Here is a 23,876-nt window from a genome sequence, read left to right on the forward strand (position 1 = left end):
AAAAGCGCCCGTTATAAGTGATCACCACGACGCAAGGCATCAATGCGTTTTTCTAGCGGCGGGTGCGTCATAAACAACTCGCTCAGTGTTTTCTTGCCGTTGATACCGAACGCCATCATCGATCCTTCTAGCTTTGGCTCTTGGCTCACTTTTAAGCGCTCAAGTGCTGCAATCATTTTCTGTTTGCCCACCAGCTGCGCAGATCCGGCATCGGCACGGAATTCACGATGACGGCTAAACCACATGGTGAGGATGCTGGCCAGAATACCAAAGACGATTTCCAACACGGAAGAGATCAGGAAATACATCATCCAGTTGCCGCCGCCTTCGCCTTCTTCGTCACTATTCATGCCACTGACTGCCCCTGCGATCACACGTGAAATAAAGATCACGAAGGTGTTCACGACGCCTTGCATTAAGGTCATGGTGATCATGTCACCATTAGCAATGTGACTGATTTCATGCGCCAGTACCGCTTCGGCTTCATCGCGGGTCATGTTTTGCATTAACCCGGTCGAGACCGCCACGACAGAATCGTTACGCTTAGCACCGGTGGCAAAGGCGTTGATATCGGGTGAGTTATAAATCGCGACCGTTGGCATGCCAATCCCAGCACGTTGTGCTTGTTGGCTCACGGTGTTCATTAGCCAGTGCTCGGTTTCGTTACGTGGATGCTCAATCACTTGCGCGCCGACAGAACGAAGCGCCATCGATTTAGACATCAGTAGCGAAATGATCGAACCACCAAAACCGAAGACGGCCGCCAGCACTAGCAGTCCGGACAAGCTCCCCGGCTGCATGCCAGTCACGGCATAAATAATATTTAGCACAATGCTAAATACAATCAGTACCGCAAAGTTGGTAGCAAGAAATAATCCTATGCGTTTCATTATGTCTCTCCGTCGCTTAAACCCAGTGTTCAGCGCTTGCTTGTTGTATTGGTAAAAATTGTATTGGTGAAAGCTGTATTGATGAAAATAGTATGGGCATTCAAGATAAAAACAATCCTTTGATGCATTTTGTTACCAATAAAGTGATGTCGTCATCAAGCTCCGACCAGTTAGTGTGGCACGTTATTCCCATCTAATCTAAACAAAATGTGACTTCTCGCCAAGCTATATATTTGTCTTATTTTTCATTGGTTTAAAAATAAACAATACAGAAAAAGCCAATAAAAAAGACAAAAAGCCACGACTATAGACTTTGGTCGAGTTGTCTTCGCGCTCGAGTCAGGCTAATTTATACCCAGCTGTTTAAAACTACGACACTCACGAGGCTGTTTCGCAACGCGCAGACACCCTCATCAGACAGTATAAATCACAAACTGTTGCATACTTCATCCTTGCAACGCGTTATCAATGGAGTGAGACCATGGCAGAGCAAGAAAATTACCGCGTCGCGATCGACATCTTAACCTGTCATCTCGGCATGAGCTTTGATGAAGCCTGTTCAGAGCTTGGATTAGCGTCAGATGACGCGTCGGCGGCACGTCAAATGGCAGAGATACAGCAAAGCTTAATGGGCGTGCGAGGCGACCAAAAGTAACTGTCTATCTGCATCAGCGACTGAATAGACAAAGCCAGCATAGCGCTGGCTTTTTTGATCGCTACATTTCCATAAATTGTTTACAACCGCGAAACATCTAAGTGACTCGCGCATTGTGTTGGCGAAGCATCGGCAGCAAACGGCAAGTGCCCGAGACAAGGCGCATCTAAATGGGCGTCTAAATAGCGCACCATCTCGTCACTGTGCTGCGCCTTGGGATCCACGGCGTTTGCCACCCATCCGGCTAATTCAAGCCCGCGGGCACGAATGGCCTCTGCAGTGAGCAAAGCATGGTTTAAACAGCCAAGTTTAATCCCCACCACCATGATCACTGGCAGCTGATGGGTAACTACCCAATCGGCCAGCGTTTCCGTCTCACTCAGTGGCACTTGCCAGCCGCCGGCACCTTCTACCAATACCGGGCGAGCCTGCTGTTTTAAATGTACGAGCCCATCGCTCAGCATCTGGGTATCAATGGGCGTATTGGCTAACGCGGCCGCCCAATGCGGCGAACATGGCATTTCTAACAACACTGGGTTGATCGCGGCATACGGCAATGCGATCGCACTGGCGCGCTGCAAAGTGACAGCGTCACTATTTAGTTGGTGATCAGGCGCTAAATCAGCACCAGCGGCGACAGGCTTGTAGCCCACCGCTTGATAGCCTCGCGCGATAAAAGCGTGCAACAGCGCCGCCGTGGTATAGGTTTTCCCTACTTCGGTGTCGGTGCCGGTAATAAAGTAACTGTCATGCATGATGGTGAATCACTATATAGCCAATTTGATAGGTCGCCGGTAAGGTGTTGGCGGCGAGCGCAAAACGCTGATACGCCTTCTCCACCGCGCTAAACTGCGCTCTTGTCGCCAGCCCTTGCTGCCCCGCACCTTGCGGGCGATAGGTGGCACCAATGCCTTTTAAGCTTTTCATCACCGCATGGGCATTGGCAAAGGTCAGCTGTTCGCTTTCTTGCAACACGGTTGCGTGCATCAGCCCGGCGCGTTGGGTCGCCTGCTGTAACCCTGATAAAGAGATAAAGCGGTTCACTCGTGACGTGCCGCATGCTTGTTGCCACGCGCTATCGAGTTCACACAAGGATCCGGTGAGCAGTGTCGAAACAAGAATTTTCCCGCCGGGTTTGACGACCCGACGCAGCTCCGCCAATGGCACGTGTAAATCATCACACCATTGCAGCGCTAACGAGCTAAATGCCAGATCGACACTGTTATCAGCCAGCGGCAAATGCTCCGCATCAGCTTGTACGGCTAGCATGGCATCGCCGTAGCGCGCTTTTGCCGTCGCAAGCATGGGGGCGCTGAGATCCAGTCCAATCACTGTTTTAGCGTGAGTCATCCACTGCTGAGTGAAATAACCGGTGCCACAGCCGACATCTAAGACGGTACCGAGACGGACAGCCTTTTGCTTTTGCTCTGACTCAGCCAATGCCATCAACCGCTGGCCGACACGGCGCTGCAGCGTCGCGCTGTCATCATAATGGGGCGCGGCTCGGCCAAACGCGCGAGCAATCGCTTGTTTATCGGCGACGGTCATGCTGTCACCCCACACGCTTTGTCGCTCGCTAATACCGGCTTAAGCGCCTCAATCAATGCGGTGATATCTGTTTTTTGATGCTGCGCAGACAGGCTGATCCGCAAGCGTGCGGTGTTAGCGGGGACAGTCGGTGGCCGAATCGCTCCTACTCGGATATGGGCCTTCATCAGAGCGTGATTTACCAGCTGTAACGCTGCCAAATCGCCGATAATCAGCGGTTTGATCGGGCTAGGCGTTGCAAGCAGTTGCGGGAAGGGCTGCTTATCTAAAGAATGAGTACTGAAGGCATGCGGTTCGAAAGCAGAGTCGGTTTCTAACCAGTCCTGGAGGCCTTGCGCTAGCTGTTCAGCATGGGCGCTGAGTATTTCTCGCCGCCAGTGCTCTGTTCGTGCCAGCCTCATCGCATCCTCAATGAGTGCCGCTTGCGCGGGTGGCATAGCCGTCGAGTACACATAATGGCGAGCGAACTGGCGTAAATAGTCAATAATGGTGGGAGAAGCCAGCACTGCCGCGCCGGCGACGCCCAGGGCTTTTCCAAACGTCACGATTAAAATATCCGGCCGTGCGCCACGACTGATACTGCCCTCGCCTTCTTGCCCTAACACGCCAATCCCATGCGCATCATCCAGCGCCCAAAGCGCGCCCGATTGATTGGCAATCGCGGCAAGACTCTCGGTTGGCGACACATCACCATCCATGCTAAATACCCCTTCCGAGACAATCAGCGATGCGGAAGGCTGGATTTGCTTTGCGAGCAGTTGGCGAAGATGTGCCATGTCGTTATGACGAAAACGCCGCTGCGTGGCAGGGCTCAATAAACCCGCCTCAATCAAGGAGGCATGGTTGAGCTTGTCTTGAAACAAGGCATCGTCTTTGCCTAACAGCGTAAAGAGCAACGCCTGATTGGCGGCAAAACCACTATTAAACAGTATCGCTTGCGGGTAACCCAGCCAATCACACAGCTGATCACAAAGGGATTGATGCGCTGCGGTAAAACCAGAGACTACCGGCGAAGCCGTCGCGCCCACGCCCCAGCGTTCAAGGTGCTGCTGCGCCTTTTTGACCAATCGCGGATCTTGCGCGAGGCCTAAATAATCGTTACCGGAAAAGTTGCGCCATGACTCGGCGACGGCATTGTCACCACTTTGCCGCCACAGGCCTTGTTGCTGGCGTACGGTCAGCTCGTCCTGATAACGACGGATCAGCGCTGATCTTGTATCAGTCATCGTGCTTAGACACTGGCATCGTAGAACAAATCGCCCTCTTGCGGGCGCGATGCCACTCGCTCGGCCACTTGCTCAAGTAAGTCGTACTCAGTGACTTGATCGGGCTTTTGGCTGACCGCTTCGCGATTAATACCCAGCTTTTTAAATAGCTGCATATCCGCATCTTCGTCAGGGTTTGGGGTGGTCAACAGCTTGCAGCCATAGAATATCGAGTTGGCGCCAGCCATAAAGCACAAGGTTTGCATTTGCTCGTTCATGTCTTCGCGTCCGGCAGACAGCCGTACCGCCGATTTGGGCATCATGATCCGCGCCACCGCGATAATGCGAACAAAATCGAACGGGTCGACGTCATCGACGTTCTCAAGCGGCGTGCCTTTCACCTTGACCAGCATGTTGATCGGCACGCTTTCTGGGTGAGCAGGCATATTGGCCAACTCCATCAGCAAGCCGGCGCGATCGCGGGTACTTTCGCCCAGTCCGATAATCCCGCCTGAGCAGACTTTCATCCCCGCCTCTCGCACGTTGGATAAGGTATCAAGGCGCTCTTGATAGGTCCGCGTGGTAATGACGTTGCCGTAAAACTCAGGCGACGTATCTAAATTATGGTTGTAGTAATCTAAGCCCGCTTCAGAGAGCGTTTGGGCCTGCTCGTTATCCAGCATGCCCAGTGTCATACAGGTTTCTAATCCTAGGCTTTTCACTCCTTGGATCATATCGAGCAGGTACGGCATATCGCGTTGCTTGGGATTTTTCCAGGCCGCCCCCATGCAAAAACGCGTCGCACCCGAGGCTTTGGCTTTGTGTGCCGCTTCTAGCACCTGTTCGACTTCCATCAGGCGTTCTTTTTCAACATCGGTGCGATACCGCGCACTTTGCGGACAATACTTGCAGTCTTCTGGACACGCGCCAGTTTTGATCGATAACAGCGTGCTGACTTGCACTTGATTGGCAGGATGATATTCACGATGCACTTGCTGCGCGTCAAACAGCAAATCCATAAAGGGTTTATCGAACAATGCTTGCACGTCCTGTGCGGTCCAGTTGTGTCTTATTTCCACGCGGTTTTCCCCGTTGTTGTCGTTTTAATGCTTGGCTAGTCTACCCACAGACGTTAACCTGTCAACACAACAAGATCACACTGGTTTACATCTGATTTATTTATGAGCATTAACACCCATTTTGACCGTGAGCATATCTGGCATCCCTACACCTCAACGCTCGACCCTTTGCCTTGCTTGCCCGTCTCACACGCAAGCGGCGCCGAGCTACACCTTGAGGATGGCACTGTTCTGATTGATGGCATGTCATCATGGTGGGCAGCCATTCACGGCTACAACCACCCTGCTTTAAACGCTGCGGCGCATCAGCAAATTGATAAAATGTCGCATGTGATGTTTGGCGGTCTTACCCACCAGCCCGCGGTCTCGCTTTGTGAGCGCTTAGTCGCACATTCACCCGCCCCGCTCACGCAAGTCTTTTTGGCCGATTCAGGCTCTGTATCAGTAGAAGTAGCGCTTAAAATGGCGATGCAATATTGGCAGGGACGCGGCGAGTCACGCGCACAGTTTTTGACCTTGCGTCATGGCTATCATGGCGACACGTTCGCCGCCATGTCGGTGACGGATCCTGATAATTCGATGCACAAACTCTACAAAGGGTTTCTGCCCCAGCATCATTTTGTGCCGTCGCCACAAAGCCGCTTTGACGGTGACTGGAACCCTAACGACATACAGCCTATGCGCGACGCACTCACCAAGCATCACGGCCAACTGGCCGCGGTGATCTTAGAACCGATTGTGCAAGGCGCAGGCGGTATGCGCTTTTATCATCCCGAATACCTGCGTCAAGTGCGTGCTCTGTGCGATGAATTTGATGTACTGCTGATTGTGGATGAAATTGCCACCGGATTTGGCCGCACCGGTAAACTATTTGCCTGCGACCACGCGGGGATCAGCCCAGATATACTCTGCGTCGGTAAAGCACTGACCGGCGGCTACATGACCTTGGCCGCCACGCTAACCACCCGCCATGTGGCCGATACGGTCTGCAGCGGTGATGCAGGCTGTTTTATGCACGGCCCCACCTTTATGGGCAACCCACTCGCCTGCGCCGTGGCCTGCGCTAGCATGGATACCTTGCTAGAAAGTGACTGGCCGCAGACCGTCGCGCACATCGAGCAGCAGCTGAAAACCGGCTTAGCCCCTGCTCGCGCATTGGAATGTGTGGCGGACGTGCGTGTGCTTGGCGCAATTGGCGTGATAGAGCTGACCGATCCGGTAAATCTGGCTGATATCCAGCCCTTAATGACCGCCCAAGGCATTTGGGTTCGCCCCTTCGGCAAACTGGTGTATGTAATGCCACCCTATTGCATCCGCGACGACCAACTCCACCAACTCACCCAAGGGATGATCACCGCAATTAAGCAGTTTTTTGGTGAGTAGACAAGGCGTCAGTCACGATCGGTGCCAAATTTAACCCCGATGTCGGATGGCGCCGTGCAACGGGCGCGCGGCACACATCGTGATAATGATTGGCATCGTGCTGGCGCTTATGCCGACCTACGCGATATTCAGGATTTTTGAATACAGAGCGCTTCGCTTACGGAGTACAGAAGAGAGCAGATCGCGCTTGCATCGGCTCTTTCTGTATTCTGTATTCTGTATTCTGTATTCTGTATTCCGTCAGATGGTGCCATTGGCGACGTTGACTTTCGGTGCTGCGAAGCCACGGAAGATATTATGAACGGAGAGCAGCGCAAAGACGCCAACCACCACACCAAGGTGCCATGCTTCGCTAACCCCCAAGCTCAATAGCGCCATACTCATCAACGCGGAAATAATCATCTGTCCACCACCGGAGAGCGCAGCGACGGTGCCGGCTTGGTTAGAGTAAGGCTGCATCACCTGCGACTGGGAGCACGGCAGCGAAATCCCGTTGCCAAACACCATAAAAAACTGCCCTATCATCAGCAGCAAGGGATCCATGGGGGTAAACCATAGCCATATCGCTGAGATGAGCTGCATCACCGGTGCCATCAACAGCATACGCTTGGTACCCAAACGCGGCCGAATGCGCGACACCAGCGTGCTGCCCAGCAGTAACCCACATGTCGGAATAAGCGCCCACAGCGCATATTGATCCGAGGTCATCCCGATGCGCTCTTGCATCAAAAATGGCATCAGTGACACCGTGGTGATCACCAAGGTGAAGTTCAACCAGCTGATACTGGCGAAATAAAGAAAGTAGGGCGTTTTTAACAGTGCGCCATAACGACCAAGGATCACTTTTATCTTAGGCAATGGCGATCGCGTATGCATACTCTCTTTAAATAAGAAAAAGAGCACGCACCACACCAAGCTGGTATGAACCATCAATAAAATAAAGATCGCCAACCAGCCTAAGTTATGGTTAACAAAGCCACCAATCACAGGAGCCACAATGGGCGTAAATGAGGCGACCATGATCAGGTATGACATGGCTTGAGGAAGCTGATCCCCCGAATACGAGTCACGGGTAAAGGCTCGCGAGAGGACGGCACAACATCCCGTGCCCATCCCCTGAATACAACGGCCAATCACCAACCCGGTAAAACTGGCGCTAAAGCTCACCATCACGGTTAACCCAACCAGTGAAAGCAAGACACCGGCTAATAGCACGCGGCGGCGTCCGAGTGCATCCGAAATGGGGCCATAGATAAATTGTGACGGGCCAAACCCGAGCAGGTAAGCGGAAATAAGCAGTTGGACATCGTCCATGCTGAGATTGAAGTCACGAGCGATCCAAGGTAATGATGGAAAAACCAATCCCATGCTGAATTGCCCGATACTGACCGTTAAGCATGCCAGCAATACGGGCGACCAATTAAATGGACGAGTAGCCGATTGCATCTCAATTCCTATGCGTTCTGTGTGTTAGGCGAGCGAGGAAACTGTGACTCTAGCGAATGCTAAAACCACAAGCTGAGAGGCATGTTAACGCAATAACTCCCTGAATGGTAAACAATGATTGAGAATGTATATCAATGGCCAGCTATCGCTGGCCGGTTTTAAAAACTAGAAAGCCGGTTCGATCGTGCCATCAAAGGTTTTTTGTAGAAACGCACGTGTTGCCTCTGATTGAAATAGCGCCAACAAACGCTGATAGGTCGGATTATCTTTATCCTCTGCCCGCGCTGCCACGACCATCACCGCGAGCGGTGCGTCTTTCGATTCTAAGAAAATACCTTGATCACTTGGATTAAGCCCTGATGACATCACATAGTTCATGGTAATTGCAGCAGCATCGACATCTTGTAGGCTGCGAGGCAGTTGTGCCGCTTCTACTTCGACAAAATCGAGCTGCTTGGGGTTAGCGGTAACATCTTGTAGCGTCGCTTGAAAGCCAACGTTATCGGCCAAGGTGATCAGCCCTGCGTCTTGCAGTAATAGCAAAGCGCGCCCGGCGTTGGTCGGATCGTTAGGGATCGCAATTTGTGCGCCTTGGGGTAAATCGTCCACGCGCTGTACTTTGTCTGAGTAAATCCCCATCCGCATAAGGATGGAACGCCCAATCGAGACCAATTCACTATCATGGTTTTGATTAAAGTTATCGAGAAACGGCTGATGTTGGTAACTATTTAAATCAAGACTGCCATCTGCCAGACCGGCATTCGGAGAGATGTAATCCGAAAATTCCACCACTTCGACATGAATTCCTTCTGGTTTAGCCTGTTTCGCAACCGCTTCTACGACTTGCGCATGGGGACCGACAGTCGCACCAATCTTTATCGTTTCTGGCTGATCTGAGCAGCCGCTGATAATCAACGCCAGTAACACTGACGCAATCCAAAATCCTGGTCGCTTTAACGTCATTTCGATTCCCTTACTAAAATAGATGTTTAGACGTCCAGAATGCCACAACTTATAATGATGTCAACCTGATTGTGGTAATGCAGTCTCTGTCTTGATCGTATCCAACCCTGGTCGCGTAGTGGCAGGCATGTTGAATCAATAAGGAGGCGTAGATATGACAAAGCTGTTTCCTCTACCCTTGTTCTTACTACCCGGGGGCAGAGCTAAGCTGCGCATTTTTGAACCTCGCTATTTGCGCTTGGTCCGCGAATGCTCGGCGAATCAACAGGGATTCGTGCTGGCGATGATGCAAGGTAAACGTTTATATCGATATGGCACACTGGTGGACATTGTCGATTTTGAAACACTACCCGATGGTTTATTAGGCATTACCATTGCAGGTCGTCAACGGGTAAAAATTCAATCGACAGAGCAAGAAGCCGACAAGCTCTGGGTGGGCGAGATACAGGCACTGAATGACTGGCCACATGACGAGTTTATTGACCAGGAAGAAAATGAAGAAAAAATGCGTATCGCCGCAGGACTTAAAAATGTCTTCGCCGCCCACCCGGATCATGCTGAGCAATATGAGGCGCCGTATTTCGAAGACTTAACCTGGAGTTGCCAACGCTGGTTAGAAATTTTGCCGCTTTCTAACGCGCAAAAACAATGGTTTATCGCGCAAGAATCGGCAGAAGAGGCGAAGCAATTTATCAGTCAGCTTCTCGAGCAAGAAGTCGAGTGATCCAATTGTTTTAAGCCTCGTATTGGAAGCGAGATGGACGGCTACGACAGATAGGACTCAACTATGACTGCGCCACAAACCATGTATACTGAGACCACCATTTCCAGACGGGACACGCGTGCCAACATGACTGACGTGACGAAGGAAGAGTTGTCTGAATTATTAGCAAAAGTTGCAGAAGACCGCGACCGCATAGCGTTCGAACGTTTGTTCCGATTTTTTGGCCCTAAGATACGCGCTTATGGTTCAAAACATTTAAGAGCTGACGGCCAAGCAATGGAATTAGTACAAGAAACCATGCTAGTGGTATGGCGCAAAGCCCACTTGTATAATTCTGACAAAGGCGCGGCGACGACATGGGTATTCACTATCATGCGTAACTTAAGCTTCGATATGCTCCGCAAGGTGCAATCGAATCGCGAAGACAATTTTAGCGATGATATCTGGCCCATTCTCGAGTCAGGGCAACAGGACAACGAAACAGATTCCGGTGCTCAGTACATGATGGACCAAGAGCTTCTCAGTTTTATTGACGAGTTACCCGCGGTCCAGCAGCAGGTGGTTAGAGGGGTTTATCTCAAGCAATTGACTCATCAAGAGTTGTCAGAACAATTAAATGTGCCATTGGGCACCGTCAAGTCCCGATTGCGTTTAGGTCTAGAAAAGCTTCGCAATCACCTGGAGGTAAAACAATGATTAAGTATCACCCATCGACCGATTTACTGGATGCTTTTGCTGCTGGCAAATTGCCGACTTCGATGGCGATTGCGTTGTCTGCTCATGTTGAACTTTGCCAGGAGTGCCAAGCTTACGTGGCCACTGCAGAAGAAAAGCTTGCATCAGTGGCGTTTGATCAAGAAACAGTCGGCGACGAAGCGTTGATGGTAAATGAGTGGGATCACAATGCTGAAGATGAAATGCTATCCGCCATTTTTGAACAAGCGGCTGCCAACGATGCCGATGCGCTGACGCAATCTGGCGCGGAACAACCTGAAGCGCGCGCAACACAAATCACTGTCGGTGAAAAAACATATGCCTTACCCCGGGCGCTGCAACGATTCGGCGATTCAAATTGGGCATCCTTTGGTAAAGTTCAACGTGCGCGACTTAATCTTGACGAAGGGGCAACGCGAGCCAGTTTTCTTCATATCGATGAAGGCGGTTCAGTGCCTGCGCACACTCACAAGGGCTATGAGTTAACCCTTTTGTTGGACGGTACCTTTGAAGATGAAAGTGGTCAGTATGTGCCAGGTGACTTTATTTTACTCGATAGCCGTCACCATCATACGCCATACACAAAAGAAGGTTGCCTTTGCTATACCATTGCAGATGCCCCTCTCTACTTCACAAAAGGCGTGAGTAAGTTGCTCAATACCGTGGGACATGCGATTTACTAAAAATTTCTGTGCTAGTTGTTATCCTTCGGCGACCGCTATGGTCGCCTTTTTTTATGCTAGATGGCCGCCTAAATCCACGTATTTGCTCGGCTAGACCTAGAATTATCACCATTTATTCTGCAGCGATAACAGAATAATTACACTAAATAAACCTCTCATTAATCATAACTCGCCACTTCAGTCCTACCTAACTAGTTCAAAGTAACAATTTTCCCTTTACATAGGGTGAATTTAACTGGTTTAATTCGTCACTTCTAACGATTCATTAACAGCCATTGATAATAAACACAGTGAAGTGAGAGTCACATGAGTCAAACACAACTCGCCAGTGTCAGTCGAGGTAACTCGCTGGTACTTCAAATACTCATCGGTATTCTTGCCGGTGGTGTTTTAGCCTATCTATCCCCCGAGCTTGCTGGCACAGCCGGATTGCTCGGACAACTTTTTGTCAGCGCATTGAAGGCCGTCGCACCCATTTTGGTTTTCGTTTTAGTGGCAGCGTCCATTGCTAACCAGAAACAAGGCCAACGGGCCAACATGCGCCCCATTATTGGGCTTTATCTTATCGGCACCCTTGCGGCTTCATTGACCGCGGTGACCATGAGTTTTTTGTTCCCGACTACCCTCGAGTTTGCCGCAACGGATGCTAGCATTACGCCGCCAGAGGGCATTAGCCAGGTATTAAGTACGCTACTTTTCAATATCGTTGACAACCCTGTTAACGCGTTGATGAGTGGTAACTATATTGGTATTTTGGCTTGGGCGATTGGCTTAGGTATTGCTCTTCATCATGCGTCGAACGAAACCAAACGTGTCTTCTCGGATGTATCCGAGGGGGTATCGATGATCGTCCGCTTTGTGATCCGGTTTGCGCCTTTGGGTATTTTTGGCTTAGTGGCAAGCACGTTAGCGAAAAGTGGCTTTGATGCTTTGATGGGGTATTTACACCTTTTGGGGGTGCTACTCGGCAGTATGGCAACCATCGCCTTGGTGGTAAATCCGCTGATTGTGTATATCAAAACGCGTCAAAACCCCTATCCCCTTGTTTTTCGCTGCCTGCGTGAGAGCGGTCTCACCGCTTTCTTCACCCGTAGCTCTGCAGCCAACATTCCAGTGAATATGCAGCTATGCCGCCGCCTTGATTTGGATGAAGATACTTATTCTGTCTCTATCCCACTCGGTGCCACCATCAATATGGGAGGCGCGGCGATCACCATTACCGTATTAACCCTGGCTGCTGTTCATACACTCGGTATCCAAGTGGATATCGCCACGGCTGTGCTGTTGAGTGTGGTGGCCGCGGTATCCGCGTGCGGCGCGTCGGGGGTTGCTGGCGGCTCCCTATTGTTGATCCCACTCGCGTGTAATTTGTTTGGTATTCCACAAGAGATTGCCATGCAAGTGGTTGGGATTGGCTTTACTATCGGTGTTTTACAAGACTCTGCCGAAACGGGCCTGAATAGCTCAACCGACGTAGTATTTACCGCGGCGGCATGCTTGGGTGAAGAGCGTAAAAACAGCTAACCAACGCCCTTAGCCAAGATCAAAAAAAAGCAGGTGCATCAACACCTGCTTTTTCTTTAACCGCTTTTTAATTGTCAACCAAGGCAACGATTAGCCCTCCAGCACTTTCATCAGCAAATTGCCATCGTACATCGCCTGCTTTACCATCGCCGCTCCAGGCATCGTCGCTTGGGTATAGAAATAGCTTTCTTCCAAGACTAGGTACTTGCTATACAGCGGAATCGTCTGCGTTTTTAAACATTCCATAATCGCAGGATACAAGACCGATTTAGCACGATTGAATTCGCCACCAAATAATATTTTTTCTGGGTTAAATAAATTCACCACAATCGCTATGGCGGTTCCCAAGTGATGCCCAAGCTCGGTGATCACTTGGTGGGCCAAACCATCGCCTGACACCGCTGCATCGCATATAGCCTCTATCGTGAGGGGTTGGTCGTGCAAGCAACTCGGATGCCCTTCATTGAGCAATGTCTCCACCTGCTCATAGATCGCGGACAGGCTTGCGACCGTTTCCAAACAGCCATAATTACCGCAAAAACACCGCTTACCAAAGGGCTTAATTTGAATATGACCTAACTCGCCAACGTTACCGATCCGCCCTTGAAGCACTTTGCCCTCGAGCACAATACCGGCCCCAACGCCGCTGTGAACCGCGACCAGAACGGCGCTGTCTGCTTCTTTCGCGTTACCAAACAACTTTTCCGCTAGTGCCCAAGAACGGGTGTCGTTCCCCACAAATACCGGCAAACCGGTCTCTCGATGTAATACAGGCCCTAGAGGCATGTAGTCGACCTCGAAGTGCGGCATTTGAATCACGGTGCCTTGGGCACTATTTACCAAGCCCGGTAGCGAAATCGCAATACTGGTGACACGACCCACCGTTTGTTGGTGACGAGAGAAAAACGCGTTGACATGATCGACCACGGTGGTGAGTAATGCACTTTGCGCCACCACCGTTAATTCATGCCGTTCTTGAATCAAAATTTCACTGCTTAGCGAATGCAGCGCCAGAGTGAGATAACCTCTTCCTAGACGCATGGACAAAAATTGCCAGCCTTCGTTATCCAGCATAAGCCCTACAGCTGGACGCCCGCGCATGCTCGTTTCTTGGATCGGCGCCTCTTTTACAAGGTGAGCGTCCATCAGTTCGCGCACAATTTTGGTGATACTGGCAGGCGCCAGTTGACTGCGTTTCGAGAGTTCGATCCGCGAAATAGGCTCAAAACGGTCGATTAAGTTATAAATCGTGCCCGCATTTTTGCGCTTGATATGATCGATATGTCCCGGCTGCCCAATAATCATGCCCTTTCCTATTACTACGTGGCTGTGGCGATAAACCCTGACACCGCCTATTTAGGTGAATTTTTTTACTTCGCGAACTAATTGTGAAGCAATTGGCCGCTAGCACGTGACATTTGTCACTTTGTATCTTTGAAATCGCGTACAAACTCACAAAACCTGTCTAAACAGTAACGCTGTTCATCCTCTAATCGCGGGCTAAAAAACAAGATCTCAAACTTATTCGTTGGCATAATGCGGAGCTCATATTCTATCGCTATTAATCACCATGTACCGAGTCAACGAGATATTTGAAACGATCCAGGGCGAAGGCACCTTCACAGGGGTTCCGTCGGTTTTTGTCCGCTTGCAAGGATGTCCAGTAGGATGTGCCTGGTGCGATACTAAGCAAACCTGGGAAACGGATGATAAGGATCAGCAAGATAAGATCTTTATTATTGATAAGTCAGAGGATTCACCGACTTGGTGCTGGCTAGGAGCCGAAGATATCGTCACTGAAATCACGCAACGCTATCACGCTAAGCATATCGTGATTACCGGGGGCGAACCCTGTCTTTATGATTTGGTACCTTTAACGGAAGCCTTAGAAGAGGCTGGATGCCAATGCCAAATTGAAACCAGTGGCACCTATACGGTCTATGCGAGCCAAGCCACCTGGGTAACGGTGTCGCCCAAAATCAATATGCGCGGTAAATTGCCCGTTCTCGCCAGTGCGATGGCGCGAGCCAATGAGATAAAACATCCGGTGGGGACAGAAAAGGACATTACACAACTAGAGATTCTGCTTGAGACCTGCCCAGCCTCTCCTAGTGCAACCATTGCGCTGCAGCCGGTAAGCCAAAAGCCACGTGCAACCAAACTTTGCATCGACACCTGCATTGCGCGCGGCTGGCGTTTATCCGTGCAAACACACAAGTATTTGAATATCGCCTAAGTGACGATGACGGTGACAAGATAAATCGCGCCGTCATGGAGCAAAGCACACGTCGAAAAAGCGACAAAAAACGCCGAGTACTAAAGTAACCTCATAAAGTTAGGCACTGCTACTCGGCGTTTTTTATTTCTCTCGACTGCTTCTTATTTACCTCGAGTATTGTTACTCACGTCGAGTTTCGTTACTCACCTCGATAAGTGCAACCTGCGGTACAAGTTTCTTTCACCATGACCTGGCTTAACAGAGGCAGATTCGGTTTTACCTGTTGCCAAATCCAGTGTGCTAGCACTTCACTGGTTGGATTTTCTAGCCCTTCAATGTCATTGAGATAGTAGTGATCCAGGCGCTGATAAATCGGTTTGAAAGCCGCTTTTATTTCGGCAAAGTCGATCACCCACCCCGTATACGGATCAACGTCGCCTTCTACATACAAACGCACCGTAAATGAATGCCCATGTAAACGCCCACATTTATGGCCTTCTGGCACATTCGGTAAATGGTGTGCCGCCTCAAAGGTAAATTCTTTAAACAACTCAGTGGTCATTTTACTTCATTCCAACAACAACAAGAGGCCGCATGCTACTTAAATTCGCTGGCCGACTCAAACGCATTCATCCGACCACACCCGTTAGTCTGTGCGGCCAGAATGCCTCGCAATACGGGTTTCCATCTCATTATTGGGACGATTTACGTCGATGAAATCACACATTTTATATGAGGATACCGCCACAAGTGCGCTCTCGGTTTAACATAGTCGCTACAGGCTAGAACTGATAACTCTATAAATTAATAACAAATGGTTGACTCATGCGTATGACCCTTGCGAGCAAAATTCTTCTTGCTCTTTTTCTTGTTTTCGCTCTTGTGCTCGCCACCTCGCTGGCCTATCAGTCGCATCAACAAAAAGCCTTGATGACATCGATTGTCAGCGAGCAAACCTTAGATAAAGCGTCCAACTACTTTGATAGCCTTAATATGCTGATGCTCACCGGCACCATCAGTCAGCGTAATACGTTGCGAGAGAAAATGCTGTCACACAAAGGCATCGACGACGCTCGCGTGATCCGTGGAGAGGCAATTACCCGCTTTTTTGGCCCAGGAAATCCTGAGCAATCTGCTCAGGATGCCATTGACCAACGTGCCCTCAAAGGTGAAACCATTGTCGAAACCTTTGATGCTGATGCGGGAAAAGGATTGGTGGTCGCCCTGCCGATGAAAGCGAGCAGCGATTATCGCGGTACCAATTGTCTGCAATGCCACGTAGCAGAGGAAGGCACCGTACTCGGTGTTATCCGGCTCGAGTATGATCTTGAGCCTTTGTATAGCACTATCGATAGAGAAATGTTAATTACCGCTGGGATCATGGGCAGCATCGCTGTGATTGGATTTTTAATCTCACTCACTGTGATTCGCCGCTGGGTAGTCTCCCCGCTTAAGCGCGTCTCTGCCTTTATGAAACGCACCAGCCACGACAAAAATCTTTCCGAGCGCCTCAACAATACCCGTGACGACGAGATTGGTGAACTGTGCAATAGTTGCGACCAGTTGCTTGATAACTTTTCTGCCAGCCTGCAACAAGTTCAGCGCACCTCAGAAACCCTGTCTGCTGAGGCCATGAATCTGATCCGTGTCTCAAGCCATACCGATCAATTAGCTGATAGCCAACGTCACGAAACCAATGACATGTCTTCAGCCATCGATGATGTGCAGCAGCATCAACACGACATTCAAAATCGTACTCAAGAAGCAGCGCAATTGAGTGAATCTGCCGCAGGCAGTGCCAATCAGGGCAGTGATCTGGCGAATGTCGCGGCCAATGACATTCGTAAGTTGGTGGCTGATATTGGCCAAGTACGCACACAAATATTGGATGTTAATCAACAAAGCCAGCAAGTAACGACGATCCTCAGCGTGATCCGGGAAATTGCCGAGCAAACTAACTTATTGGCGTTGAATGCCGCCATTGAAGCCGCTCGAGCCGGAGAGCAAGGCCGAGGGTTTGCGGTGGTTGCCGACGAAGTACGCAACCTTGCCAGTCGTAGCCATGATGCCACTGGTGAAATCCAAACCATCATTGAAAACTTGTGTGCAGGCAGTGAAGCCTCTGCGCAAGCGGTTGAAGCGACCAGTGAAAGTGCTAATCAACGTGCAGAAACCGTGATGGAACTTTCTACCGCTTTGGGTAATATCGCCGACCAAGTTAGAACGGTCAATGACAACGCCAATGACATCAGCAAACAAAGTGATCACCAGGCGCAAATGACCGATGCCTTGCTCGCTCAAGTGGGTCGTATTCAAAGTCACGCCAACGATACCGCAACCAATGCTAATGAGGTAAAAGCGATTAGTGCAAATCTCGAGCAGCTGGTTGAACAACTTGAAGGGTTAATTGGCCAATTTCAGCTCTCAGACACGCTCAAACCTTGAAGCTATACAGGATACAGGTAAACTTGCTAGTCTAACTTGCAAAATCACTGATGCGGTCACACCCCGTTGGCCGCATTACCTAAACGGAGATAGAAGCGAATTATGACATACGCGCCTGTAGTAGACGTCCTGCGCGGCAAGGCGGCAGTCGACACTGAAGTGACTGTGCGTGGATGGGTCCGGTCACGCCGAGATTCCAAAGCCGGTATTTCTTTTCTTGCCATTTATGATGGTTCTTGTTTTGACCCTATTCAGGCCGTGGTCCCTAATGAGCTGGATAATTATCAGCAAGACGTTCTGCGCCTGACCGCAGGCTGCTCCGTTGAGGTCACGGGTAAGGTTGTTGAATCGCCCGGAAAAGGTCAAGCCTATGAGCTTCAGGCAACGGCAGTGAAGGTCGTTGGCTGGGTTGACGATCCAGACACGTATCCAATGGCGAAAACGCGCCATTCGATTGAGTACTTGCGTGAAGTGGCGCATCTCCGCCCACGTTCGAACGTAATTGGTGCCGTTGCACGTGTACGTCATACGCTCTCACAAGCCATTCATCGCTTTTTCCATGAGCAAGGCTATTACTGGATGTCTGCACCGCTGATCACAGCGTCGGATTGTGAAGGTGCGGGGGAAATGTTCCGGGTGTCTACCCTAGACATGGCCAATGTGCCAAAAACCGAACAAGGCGAAGTCGATTACGATCAAGACTTTTTTGGCAAAGAAGCGTTCTTGACCGTATCGGGTCAGTTAAATGCCGAAACTTACGCCTGTGCACTCAGTAAAGTGTATACGTTTGGTCCCACCTTCCGTGCAGAAAACTCCAATACTAGCCGTCACTTGGCTGAATTCTGGATGGTCGAGCCAGAAGTGGCGTTTGCCGATCTTGATGACTCTGCCGAGCTTGCAGAAGCCATGTTAAAATATGTTTTCAAGGCCGTGTTGGATGAGCGCAAAGATGACATGCAGTTCTTTGAACAGCGGATCAATAAAGATGTTCTGACTCGTTTGGAGAAATTCGTCAACGCCGACTTTGCGCAAGTGGATTACACCGATGCGGTCACTATTTTGCAAAACAGCGGCCAAACTTTTGAATTCCCCGTTGAGTGGGGTATTGATTTAGCCTCTGAGCATGAGCGTTACCTGGCAGAAGAGCACTTTAATGCACCGGTTGTGGTAAAAAACTACCCGAAAGACATTAAAGCATTCTATATGCGTATGAACGATGACGGTAAGACCGTTGCTGCGATGGACGTACTCGCACCAGGTATCGGCGAAATCATCGGCGGCTCTCAGCGTGAAGAGCGCCTAGATGTGCTCGACCAACGCCTTGAAGAAATGGGTCTAGAAAAAGAAGATTTCTGGTGGTACCGCGATCTTCGCCGTTATGGCACTGTCCCTCACTCTGGTTTCGGTCTGGGCTTCGAACGTCTGGTTTCATACGTGACGGGAATGAGCAACATTCGTGACGTGATCCCATTCCCTCGCTCACCACGCAATGCCAGTTTCTAAATAGATACACTTATCCAAAGGCTGCAGGTTGCAGCCTTTTATTTGCATTTAGCTTTCATTCATCATAACCATGGACGACACCAATGTTTGAGAAAATCTCTGCGGCACCTGCTGATCCTATCCTAGGGCTAACTGAAGAATTTAAAGCGGATCCACGTGAAGATAAGATTAACCTCGGGGTCGGGGTCTATAAAAACGAGCACGGCGAAACGCCCGTTTTAACCTCAGTAAAAAAAGCCGAGGCACTACTACTCGATAAAGAAATCACCAAATCTTATTTGAGCATTCCAGGCACCGCCGAATATGGCCTTGCCGTTCAGCGATTACTTTTTGGTGAGCATGCGGATGTCATTAAAGACAAACGCGCACAAACCGCACATTCTCCCGGCGGCACCGGCGCCCTTCGCTTAGCAGGTGAATTTATTAAACGCCACCTGGGCGATGTCACCATTTGGATCAGTAACCCAACTTGGGCTAACCATAAAGGCGTGTTTACCGCGGCAGGTTTAACGCTCGCGGAATACAGCTATTATGATCCGGCCAAAAATGACAAAGATTTTTCAGCGATGGTCGCTGATCTCGAGAAAGCGGCAGCGGGCGATGTCGTGCTACTCCACGGCTGCTGTCATAACCCAACCGGTATCGATCCGACCGAGCAAGAATGGCAAACCTTGGCAGATCTCTGCCAACGTAAAGGCTTACTGCCTATGTTTGACTTTGCATATCAAGGCTTTGCCAAAGGCGTAGAAGAAGACGCAGTCGGTCTGCGTATTTTCGCTAACGTCTGCCCAGAGCTGCTGATCGCAAGCTCATTCTCGAAAAACTTTGGCTTATATAACGAACGCGTTGGTGCCTTCACACTGGTCGGCCGTCAAGAGCAAGAAGCGGTCACCGCCTTTAGCCAAGTTAAAAGTATCGCCCGAGTGATTTACTCTAACCCACCTGCCCATGGCGCAGCGGTGGTAACGACGATTCTGAATGACCCAACGCTCAAGGCGGAATGGTTACAAGAATTGGCGACGATGAGAGACCGCATTAAAGCCATGCGCACGGAATTTGTCAAAACACTCAAAGCGCAAGGCGTCTCACGTGATTTTAGCTTTATTGAGCAACAAAACGGTATGTTCTCGTTCTCAGGGCTGAATAAGGATCAAGTGAATGCATTAAAGGCTGATCATGGTGTCTACATTGTCGGTTCCGGTCGGCTTAATGTTGCGGGTATGACGCACACTAATATGGTGCCACTTTGCACTGCGATCGCAAAGGTTTTAGACTAAGCGTCGCTGTCTTAAAAATGAAACAAAGGGCCGCTAGGCCCTTTTTTTGTTGGCGGCATTTATATTTAAACAATTTATTAACAAAACAATTAATAACAAGCCCATAGCCGCTACACTAAAACCAACCAGGTTTTTTTATGAACTGTGACCAAAAAGATAAACCCTATGAGTAATAATGAAGTTGTATTTGGTGACGATGAACGCCTCGTCTCGACCACTGATAAGCGCGGCGTCATTACTTATTGTAATCCGGAATTCATTCGTATTGCGGGTTATGAAGACAATGAGCTGACCGGGGCACCCCATAATATTATTCGTCATGCCGATATGCCGAAAGCGGCGTTCGCGGATATGTGGCGTAACCTTAAGGCCAATCAACCGTGGCGGGGAATTGTCAAAAACCGCTGTAAAAACGGTGATTATTATTGGGTCGATGCGTATGTTACGCCGATTTATGATCGGGGCCAAGTCATGGGCTATCAGTCCGTACGTGTTAAGCCTGATCCCGCCGTGAAGCATCGCGCGGCACAGGTTTACCAAAAGCTCTGTGCGGCAGAAAAAGCAGGGAAATCGCTTAAACACTTTTCGATTGCAGACCTGCCCACAGGTGTAAAACGGGGTTTAATGGCAATCGGTTTAGCCGCCGCGCCCATTTCCCTGATCTTTGATCGCGTGATTTCCGGATGGGATATTGCCGGCGCCATTGCGATGCCATTGATACTGGGGACGATTTTTCGCGATGAGCTTTTTACCCTGCCTACGCTTAGCCGCCGCTTTCAAACGGACTACGACAGTATTAGTCGCTATATTTATTCGGGCACAGGGCTAAGTTCGGTCGTTGATTATAAGGTTAAGCTACTTAATGCCCGAATTCGCACCATTCTGGGTCGTATGCTCGATGCTTCCCTGTCGTTGAACCAGTTTTCGGACGAATTAAGCGCCTTGTCGAAACGCGTCTCCGATGCGATTAACAAGCAAAGCGATCAGATTTCGTCGATTGCTAGCAATATTGACCATGCCTCGGAATCGGCGAATAAGGTATCTGACAATGCGCAACAAAGCGTTGAACTGCTTCAGTCTGTGCAGCAGCAGAGCCAAGAAACTGAATCCTGGTTACAACAGACCGGGGAACAATTAAAAGCGCTTTCCCAGCAATCTGAACACTCGCTCACGGCAACCCAACAGCTATCGGCTACTGCTGAGCGTGTGACCGAATCGATGAGTGAAATCAGTGGCATTGCTGAACAAACCAATTTGCTCGCGTTAAACGCGGCCATTGAAGCAGCACGAGCCGGTGAGCAGGGTCGCGGGTTCGCCGTTGTCGCCGATGAAGTGCGTGCACTTTCCAGCCGCACTCAAAGTGCAACCGAACAAATTCAAGCGTCAATACAAGAGATGCACAACACGATTGCACATTGGCAAACTCAGATCCATGAAAGCCATGAACAAACACAGCAGTGTGTTGATACCACGTCTAACAGTATTTCAAGCTTACATGCTGTTGCGACGGCCATCGAAGATGTGGTGGGAAGAACGAATGAGACGCATCATTCCGCGCAAGCGCAACTAGAGACATTTACTGACATTAGTCGCGACATACATAGCATTGAGTCCGTTTCTCAGCAGAACCTCAATGAAGTAAATGATGTCTCAGAGGCAAGCAGCCAACTTCGCGATAAAGTACGCCAGTTCCATGACATCGCTAGACAGTTCGAATAATCGCTGAGCGCTTCACATACTAGCTAAGCAGCGCGGATAAAAGCCAAGCAGTACAAATAAAAGCTTAAGCAGTGCGAATAAAAGCGCCATCTGGCGCTTTTATTATTGGATACCGTGCAAGAACTCAGCGCGTGTCGCTGCATTTTTCTTAAACTGGCCCCCTAACGCCGTTGTAGTCGTTTCACTGTTCGCGTCCATCACCCCGCGTGATTTGACGCAATAGTGTGTCGCTTCGATACGCACCGCGACATTGTCGGTCTCTAGCAGCGTCTGTAACGCGACTAAAATTTGACGAGTCAACCGCTCCTGGACCTGCGGACGCTGGGCAAAAAATCGTACAATGCGATTAATCTTAGACAAGCCAACCACTTTATTGTCGGGCAGATACGCCACAGTCGCACGACCGTCAATGGTTACAAGGTGATGCTCACAGGTGCTAGTCACAGAAATATCTTTTACCCGAACCATCTCATCACATCCCATTTTATTATCAATCATGGTTACTTTGGGAAACTGTGAGTAATCGAGTCCGGAAAAAATCTCATCGACATACATTTTGGCAATACGCGCTGGTGTTTCTGCCAAACTATCATCGGTAAGATCCAAGTCGATCGACTGCAGAATTTCACGCATGTGAAACTCGATTTTTTCTTTTCGTTCTTCAGAAGACATCTTTGATGCTGTTGTCATTGGGGTTTCGATCCCACGCGCGAGCAGAGCTTCCTGAACTTTTTTTGCAGCATCGCTTAATGCCATGATGGATTCCTTTTTAGGTATGCCTTAAGCCGTTCTTTTACTTACACACTGTAGTCACTATCAGATCAGTGTTGTCATTAAATAGAAGCATAACGTTAATATGCCAAAAATACACCTCGCGGAGACTGTGGATTTATCCGCTGGCGTCGGATTGCCTAATCTCAGCAGTTCATTTTTGTCAAGCATCGTGAACATCCATTCGATTTACCTTAAGCCAGATGCAAACTTGCTTAAGATCACACCCCTTTCTCTATCTCAAACACCATCATATCAATGAAATCAAACTGTCATTTTTGTTTGATATCGTTTGCAGATTGTATCGTATCGTTGACGCATTCGAATCACAGTCGAAAGTTGATATCCAAATCGACCGCAGCACTCTCCTGCTTAGCAATTATGCTGGCAAAAGACACCTCCCTAGTGAGGTTATTTCAATAATAATAAACACGCGATGGTATATCTTGTCCCCTCTACCGGGGACTTTTTTTATCTCCCACCAAAAAAGACATTATCTTGACATAAAGCCAATTTTTTATTGGCATATTTGTTATTAAGTTAACTACGCTTGAATTAACACCCACCGTTAGTGACTAAGGAGTCATTATGAAGAGACACGTATTGATGGCGGTCATGCTTGCTGCTGGCGTCACCGCCTGTAGCAGTAGCAATGATGCGAACAATGCTAAAAACGAGGTCACAACCTCTGGCGTTGCTCAGCAATGGCAACTGACCATGATTGATCAACAGGCTATCAGTGCGGAAGGATCCCCAACGTTAAACGTCAATAAGGATATGGAAGTCAACGGCTATACCGGCTGTAACCGTTACTTTGGTAAGGCGGAACTCGACAACAATCGCTTCAAGATTGATCGTATGGCCAGTACGAGAATGGCTTGCGCGGAAAACGCAATGGCGTTAGAACAAACCATGAGCCAAGTGTTGAGTCAATGGAGCGACGCTAGCGTGCGCAATAACACATTGTTACTCAGTAATGATACGCACACCTTAGTCTTTACCCCAGTTAACTCATCCAAGGCGACAGATGATCCGTTACTTAAGAGCCCAGCGGTAAATTCACGCTTCAACAAGGGTGAGAAATATTAACTCTATATCTCAAAGATCGATTCCTGATCTTAAAGACCGG

General features: G+C 49.5%; 22 protein-coding genes. 12 read left to right on the top strand and 10 right to left on the bottom strand.

Annotated elements, in window-relative coordinates:
- Positions 1 to 11 precede the first annotated feature (11 nt).
- Entirely contained in the window at positions 12 to 890 is an 879-nt protein-coding gene (gene htpX / locus HLG76_RS09905; protein WP_025673171.1) for a protease HtpX, read from the bottom strand.
- A gap of 481 nt (positions 891 to 1,371) precedes the next feature.
- Here htpX and HLG76_RS09910 point away from each other — a divergent pair, with 481 nt between their 5' ends.
- A complete protein-coding gene (locus HLG76_RS09910) occupies positions 1,372 to 1,545 on the top strand; it encodes a hypothetical protein (RefSeq protein WP_021024399.1) in 174 nt (57 codons plus the stop codon).
- 80 nt (positions 1,546 to 1,625) lie between these two features.
- Here HLG76_RS09910 and bioD read toward each other — a convergent pair whose 3' ends face one another.
- Genes bioD through bioB form a run of 4 tightly spaced genes read right to left on the bottom strand, consistent with a single transcriptional unit; the run spans position 1,626 to position 5,377 of the window.
- Entirely contained in the window at positions 1,626 to 2,300 is a 675-nt protein-coding gene (gene bioD, locus HLG76_RS09915; protein WP_175993567.1) for a dethiobiotin synthase, read from the bottom strand.
- Entirely contained in the window at positions 2,293 to 3,093 is an 801-nt protein-coding gene (gene bioC / locus HLG76_RS09920) for a malonyl-ACP O-methyltransferase BioC (RefSeq protein WP_175993568.1), read from the bottom strand. The genes bioD and bioC overlap by 8 nt, the downstream gene beginning before the upstream one ends.
- Complete coding sequence (locus HLG76_RS09925) at positions 3,090 to 4,319, bottom strand: 8-amino-7-oxononanoate synthase (protein ID WP_175993569.1); 1,230 nt, start codon at positions 4,317 to 4,319, stop codon at positions 3,090 to 3,092. Before HLG76_RS09925 ends, bioC begins: the two co-directional genes overlap by 4 nt.
- 5 nt (positions 4,320 to 4,324) lie before the next feature.
- Positions 4,325 to 5,377 (bottom strand): biotin synthase BioB, encoded by a 1,053-nt coding sequence (gene bioB, locus HLG76_RS09930; RefSeq protein ID WP_175993570.1) that lies wholly within the window; start codon positions 5,375 to 5,377, stop codon positions 4,325 to 4,327.
- A gap of 108 nt (positions 5,378 to 5,485) precedes the next feature.
- Between bioB and bioA the strand changes: the two genes are divergently transcribed.
- The gene (gene bioA / locus HLG76_RS09935; RefSeq protein WP_368656355.1) at positions 5,486 to 6,760 is read left to right on the top strand and encodes an adenosylmethionine--8-amino-7-oxononanoate transaminase; all 1,275 of its coding nucleotides are present in this window, start codon (positions 5,486 to 5,488) and stop codon (positions 6,758 to 6,760) included.
- A gap of 240 nt (positions 6,761 to 7,000) precedes the next feature.
- On the opposite strand, the gene HLG76_RS09940 is transcribed toward bioA, so the two are convergent.
- Both HLG76_RS09940 and HLG76_RS09945 read right to left on the bottom strand, forming a co-directional pair.
- Entirely contained in the window at positions 7,001 to 8,206 is a 1,206-nt protein-coding gene (locus HLG76_RS09940) for a multidrug effflux MFS transporter (RefSeq protein WP_175993572.1), read from the bottom strand.
- 165 nt (positions 8,207 to 8,371) lie between these two features.
- On the bottom strand, positions 8,372 to 9,169 hold the full coding sequence (locus HLG76_RS09945) for a MetQ/NlpA family ABC transporter substrate-binding protein (protein ID WP_175993573.1): 798 nt from the start codon (positions 9,167 to 9,169) through the stop codon (positions 8,372 to 8,374).
- 154 nt (positions 9,170 to 9,323) lie between these two features.
- On the opposite strand from HLG76_RS09945, the gene HLG76_RS09950 reads away from it, so the two are divergent.
- The 4 genes from HLG76_RS09950 (at position 9,324) to sstT (ending at position 12,814) form a co-directional block, all read left to right on the top strand.
- Entirely contained in the window at positions 9,324 to 9,893 is a 570-nt protein-coding gene (locus tag HLG76_RS09950; protein WP_021022797.1) for an LON peptidase substrate-binding domain-containing protein, read from the top strand.
- Between the two features lie 126 nt (positions 9,894 to 10,019).
- Positions 10,020 to 10,589, top strand: a complete 570-nt coding sequence (locus tag HLG76_RS09955) for a sigma-70 family RNA polymerase sigma factor (RefSeq protein WP_101494590.1) — start codon at positions 10,020 to 10,022, stop codon at positions 10,587 to 10,589.
- Positions 10,586 to 11,290, top strand: a complete 705-nt coding sequence (locus HLG76_RS09960; protein WP_077461302.1) for a ChrR family anti-sigma-E factor — start codon at positions 10,586 to 10,588, stop codon at positions 11,288 to 11,290. Before HLG76_RS09955 ends, HLG76_RS09960 begins: the two co-directional genes overlap by 4 nt.
- 306 nt (positions 11,291 to 11,596) lie before the next feature.
- A complete protein-coding gene (sstT, locus tag HLG76_RS09965) occupies positions 11,597 to 12,814 on the top strand; it encodes a serine/threonine transporter SstT (RefSeq protein WP_028569616.1) in 1,218 nt (405 codons plus the stop codon).
- A gap of 90 nt (positions 12,815 to 12,904) precedes the next feature.
- Here sstT and HLG76_RS09970 read toward each other — a convergent pair whose 3' ends face one another.
- Positions 12,905 to 14,119 (bottom strand): ROK family transcriptional regulator, encoded by a 1,215-nt coding sequence (locus HLG76_RS09970; protein ID WP_175993574.1) that lies wholly within the window; start codon positions 14,117 to 14,119, stop codon positions 12,905 to 12,907.
- 265 nt (positions 14,120 to 14,384) lie between these two features.
- On the opposite strand from HLG76_RS09970, the gene queE reads away from it, so the two are divergent.
- Positions 14,385 to 15,050: a 7-carboxy-7-deazaguanine synthase QueE gene (queE, locus tag HLG76_RS09975; protein WP_077669898.1), complete on the top strand. Its 666-nt coding sequence runs from the start codon at positions 14,385 to 14,387 to the stop codon at positions 15,048 to 15,050.
- A 181-nt stretch (positions 15,051 to 15,231) separates the two neighbouring features.
- Here the strand turns inward: queE and queD are convergent, their stop codons facing one another.
- Entirely contained in the window at positions 15,232 to 15,594 is a 363-nt protein-coding gene (gene queD / locus HLG76_RS09980) for a 6-carboxytetrahydropterin synthase QueD (protein WP_021022792.1), read from the bottom strand.
- A 263-nt stretch (positions 15,595 to 15,857) separates the two neighbouring features.
- On the opposite strand from queD, the gene HLG76_RS09985 reads away from it, so the two are divergent.
- The 4 genes from HLG76_RS09985 (at position 15,858) to HLG76_RS10000 (ending at position 21,976) form a co-directional block, all read left to right on the top strand.
- Positions 15,858 to 17,477 carry a methyl-accepting chemotaxis protein gene (locus HLG76_RS09985; RefSeq protein ID WP_175993575.1) on the top strand — a complete coding sequence of 540 codons (1,620 nt, stop codon included), beginning with the start codon at positions 15,858 to 15,860 and terminating at the stop codon, positions 17,475 to 17,477.
- Between the two features lie 102 nt (positions 17,478 to 17,579).
- Positions 17,580 to 18,980: an asparagine--tRNA ligase gene (gene asnS / locus HLG76_RS09990; RefSeq protein ID WP_021022790.1), complete on the top strand. Its 1,401-nt coding sequence runs from the start codon at positions 17,580 to 17,582 to the stop codon at positions 18,978 to 18,980.
- A gap of 83 nt (positions 18,981 to 19,063) precedes the next feature.
- Positions 19,064 to 20,257, top strand: coding sequence for an amino acid aminotransferase (locus HLG76_RS09995; protein WP_175993576.1), 1,194 nt, complete (start codon positions 19,064 to 19,066; stop codon positions 20,255 to 20,257).
- A 165-nt stretch (positions 20,258 to 20,422) separates the two neighbouring features.
- The gene (locus tag HLG76_RS10000; RefSeq protein WP_021022788.1) at positions 20,423 to 21,976 is read left to right on the top strand and encodes a PAS domain-containing methyl-accepting chemotaxis protein; all 1,554 of its coding nucleotides are present in this window, start codon (positions 20,423 to 20,425) and stop codon (positions 21,974 to 21,976) included.
- A 102-nt stretch (positions 21,977 to 22,078) separates the two neighbouring features.
- Here HLG76_RS10000 and folE read toward each other — a convergent pair whose 3' ends face one another.
- Complete coding sequence (folE, locus tag HLG76_RS10005) at positions 22,079 to 22,735, bottom strand: GTP cyclohydrolase I FolE (protein WP_033379171.1); 657 nt, start codon at positions 22,733 to 22,735, stop codon at positions 22,079 to 22,081.
- A 600-nt stretch (positions 22,736 to 23,335) separates the two neighbouring features.
- On the opposite strand from folE, the gene HLG76_RS10010 reads away from it, so the two are divergent.
- Positions 23,336 to 23,836 carry an META domain-containing protein gene (locus HLG76_RS10010; protein ID WP_175993577.1) on the top strand — a complete coding sequence of 167 codons (501 nt, stop codon included), beginning with the start codon at positions 23,336 to 23,338 and terminating at the stop codon, positions 23,834 to 23,836.
- Positions 23,837 to 23,876 lie beyond the last annotated feature (40 nt).

It is taken from the genome of Salinivibrio sp. EAGSL (genome assembly GCF_013366455.1).
GTDB classification, from domain to species: Bacteria; Pseudomonadota; Gammaproteobacteria; order Enterobacterales; family Vibrionaceae; genus Salinivibrio; species Salinivibrio costicola.

Bases quoted from the DNA above. Each gene is read 5' to 3' on its own strand.
- HLG76_RS09995 (WP_175993576.1), top strand. From the start codon at position 19,064: ATGTTTGAGAAAATCTCTGCGGCACCTGCTGATCCTATCCTAGGGCTA.
- queD (WP_021022792.1), bottom strand. From the start codon at position 15,594: ATGACCACTGAGTTGTTTAAAGAATTTACCTTTGAGGCGGCACACCAT.
- HLG76_RS09940 (WP_175993572.1), bottom strand. From the start codon at position 8,206: ATGCAATCGGCTACTCGTCCATTTAATTGGTCGCCCGTATTGCTGGCA.
- sstT (WP_028569616.1), top strand. From the start codon at position 11,597: ATGAGTCAAACACAACTCGCCAGTGTCAGTCGAGGTAACTCGCTGGTA.
- HLG76_RS09945 (WP_175993573.1), bottom strand. From the start codon at position 9,169: ATGACGTTAAAGCGACCAGGATTTTGGATTGCGTCAGTGTTACTGGCG.
- HLG76_RS09910 (WP_021024399.1), top strand. From the start codon at position 1,372: ATGGCAGAGCAAGAAAATTACCGCGTCGCGATCGACATCTTAACCTGT.
- HLG76_RS09955 (WP_101494590.1), top strand. From the start codon at position 10,020: ATGACTGACGTGACGAAGGAAGAGTTGTCTGAATTATTAGCAAAAGTT.
- asnS (WP_021022790.1), top strand. From the start codon at position 17,580: ATGACATACGCGCCTGTAGTAGACGTCCTGCGCGGCAAGGCGGCAGTC.
- HLG76_RS09960 (WP_077461302.1), top strand. From the start codon at position 10,586: ATGATTAAGTATCACCCATCGACCGATTTACTGGATGCTTTTGCTGCT.
- bioD (WP_175993567.1), bottom strand. From the start codon at position 2,300: ATGCATGACAGTTACTTTATTACCGGCACCGACACCGAAGTAGGGAAA.
- HLG76_RS09970 (WP_175993574.1), bottom strand. From the start codon at position 14,119: ATGATTATTGGGCAGCCGGGACATATCGATCATATCAAGCGCAAAAAT.
- bioC (WP_175993568.1), bottom strand. From the start codon at position 3,093: ATGACCGTCGCCGATAAACAAGCGATTGCTCGCGCGTTTGGCCGAGCC.
- queE (WP_077669898.1), top strand. From the start codon at position 14,385: ATGTACCGAGTCAACGAGATATTTGAAACGATCCAGGGCGAAGGCACC.
- HLG76_RS09950 (WP_021022797.1), top strand. From the start codon at position 9,324: ATGACAAAGCTGTTTCCTCTACCCTTGTTCTTACTACCCGGGGGCAGA.
- htpX (WP_025673171.1), bottom strand. From the start codon at position 890: ATGAAACGCATAGGATTATTTCTTGCTACCAACTTTGCGGTACTGATT.
- HLG76_RS09985 (WP_175993575.1), top strand. From the start codon at position 15,858: ATGCGTATGACCCTTGCGAGCAAAATTCTTCTTGCTCTTTTTCTTGTT.
- HLG76_RS10000 (WP_021022788.1), top strand. From the start codon at position 20,423: ATGAGTAATAATGAAGTTGTATTTGGTGACGATGAACGCCTCGTCTCG.
- HLG76_RS10010 (WP_175993577.1), top strand. From the start codon at position 23,336: ATGAAGAGACACGTATTGATGGCGGTCATGCTTGCTGCTGGCGTCACC.
- HLG76_RS09925 (WP_175993569.1), bottom strand. From the start codon at position 4,319: ATGACTGATACAAGATCAGCGCTGATCCGTCGTTATCAGGACGAGCTG.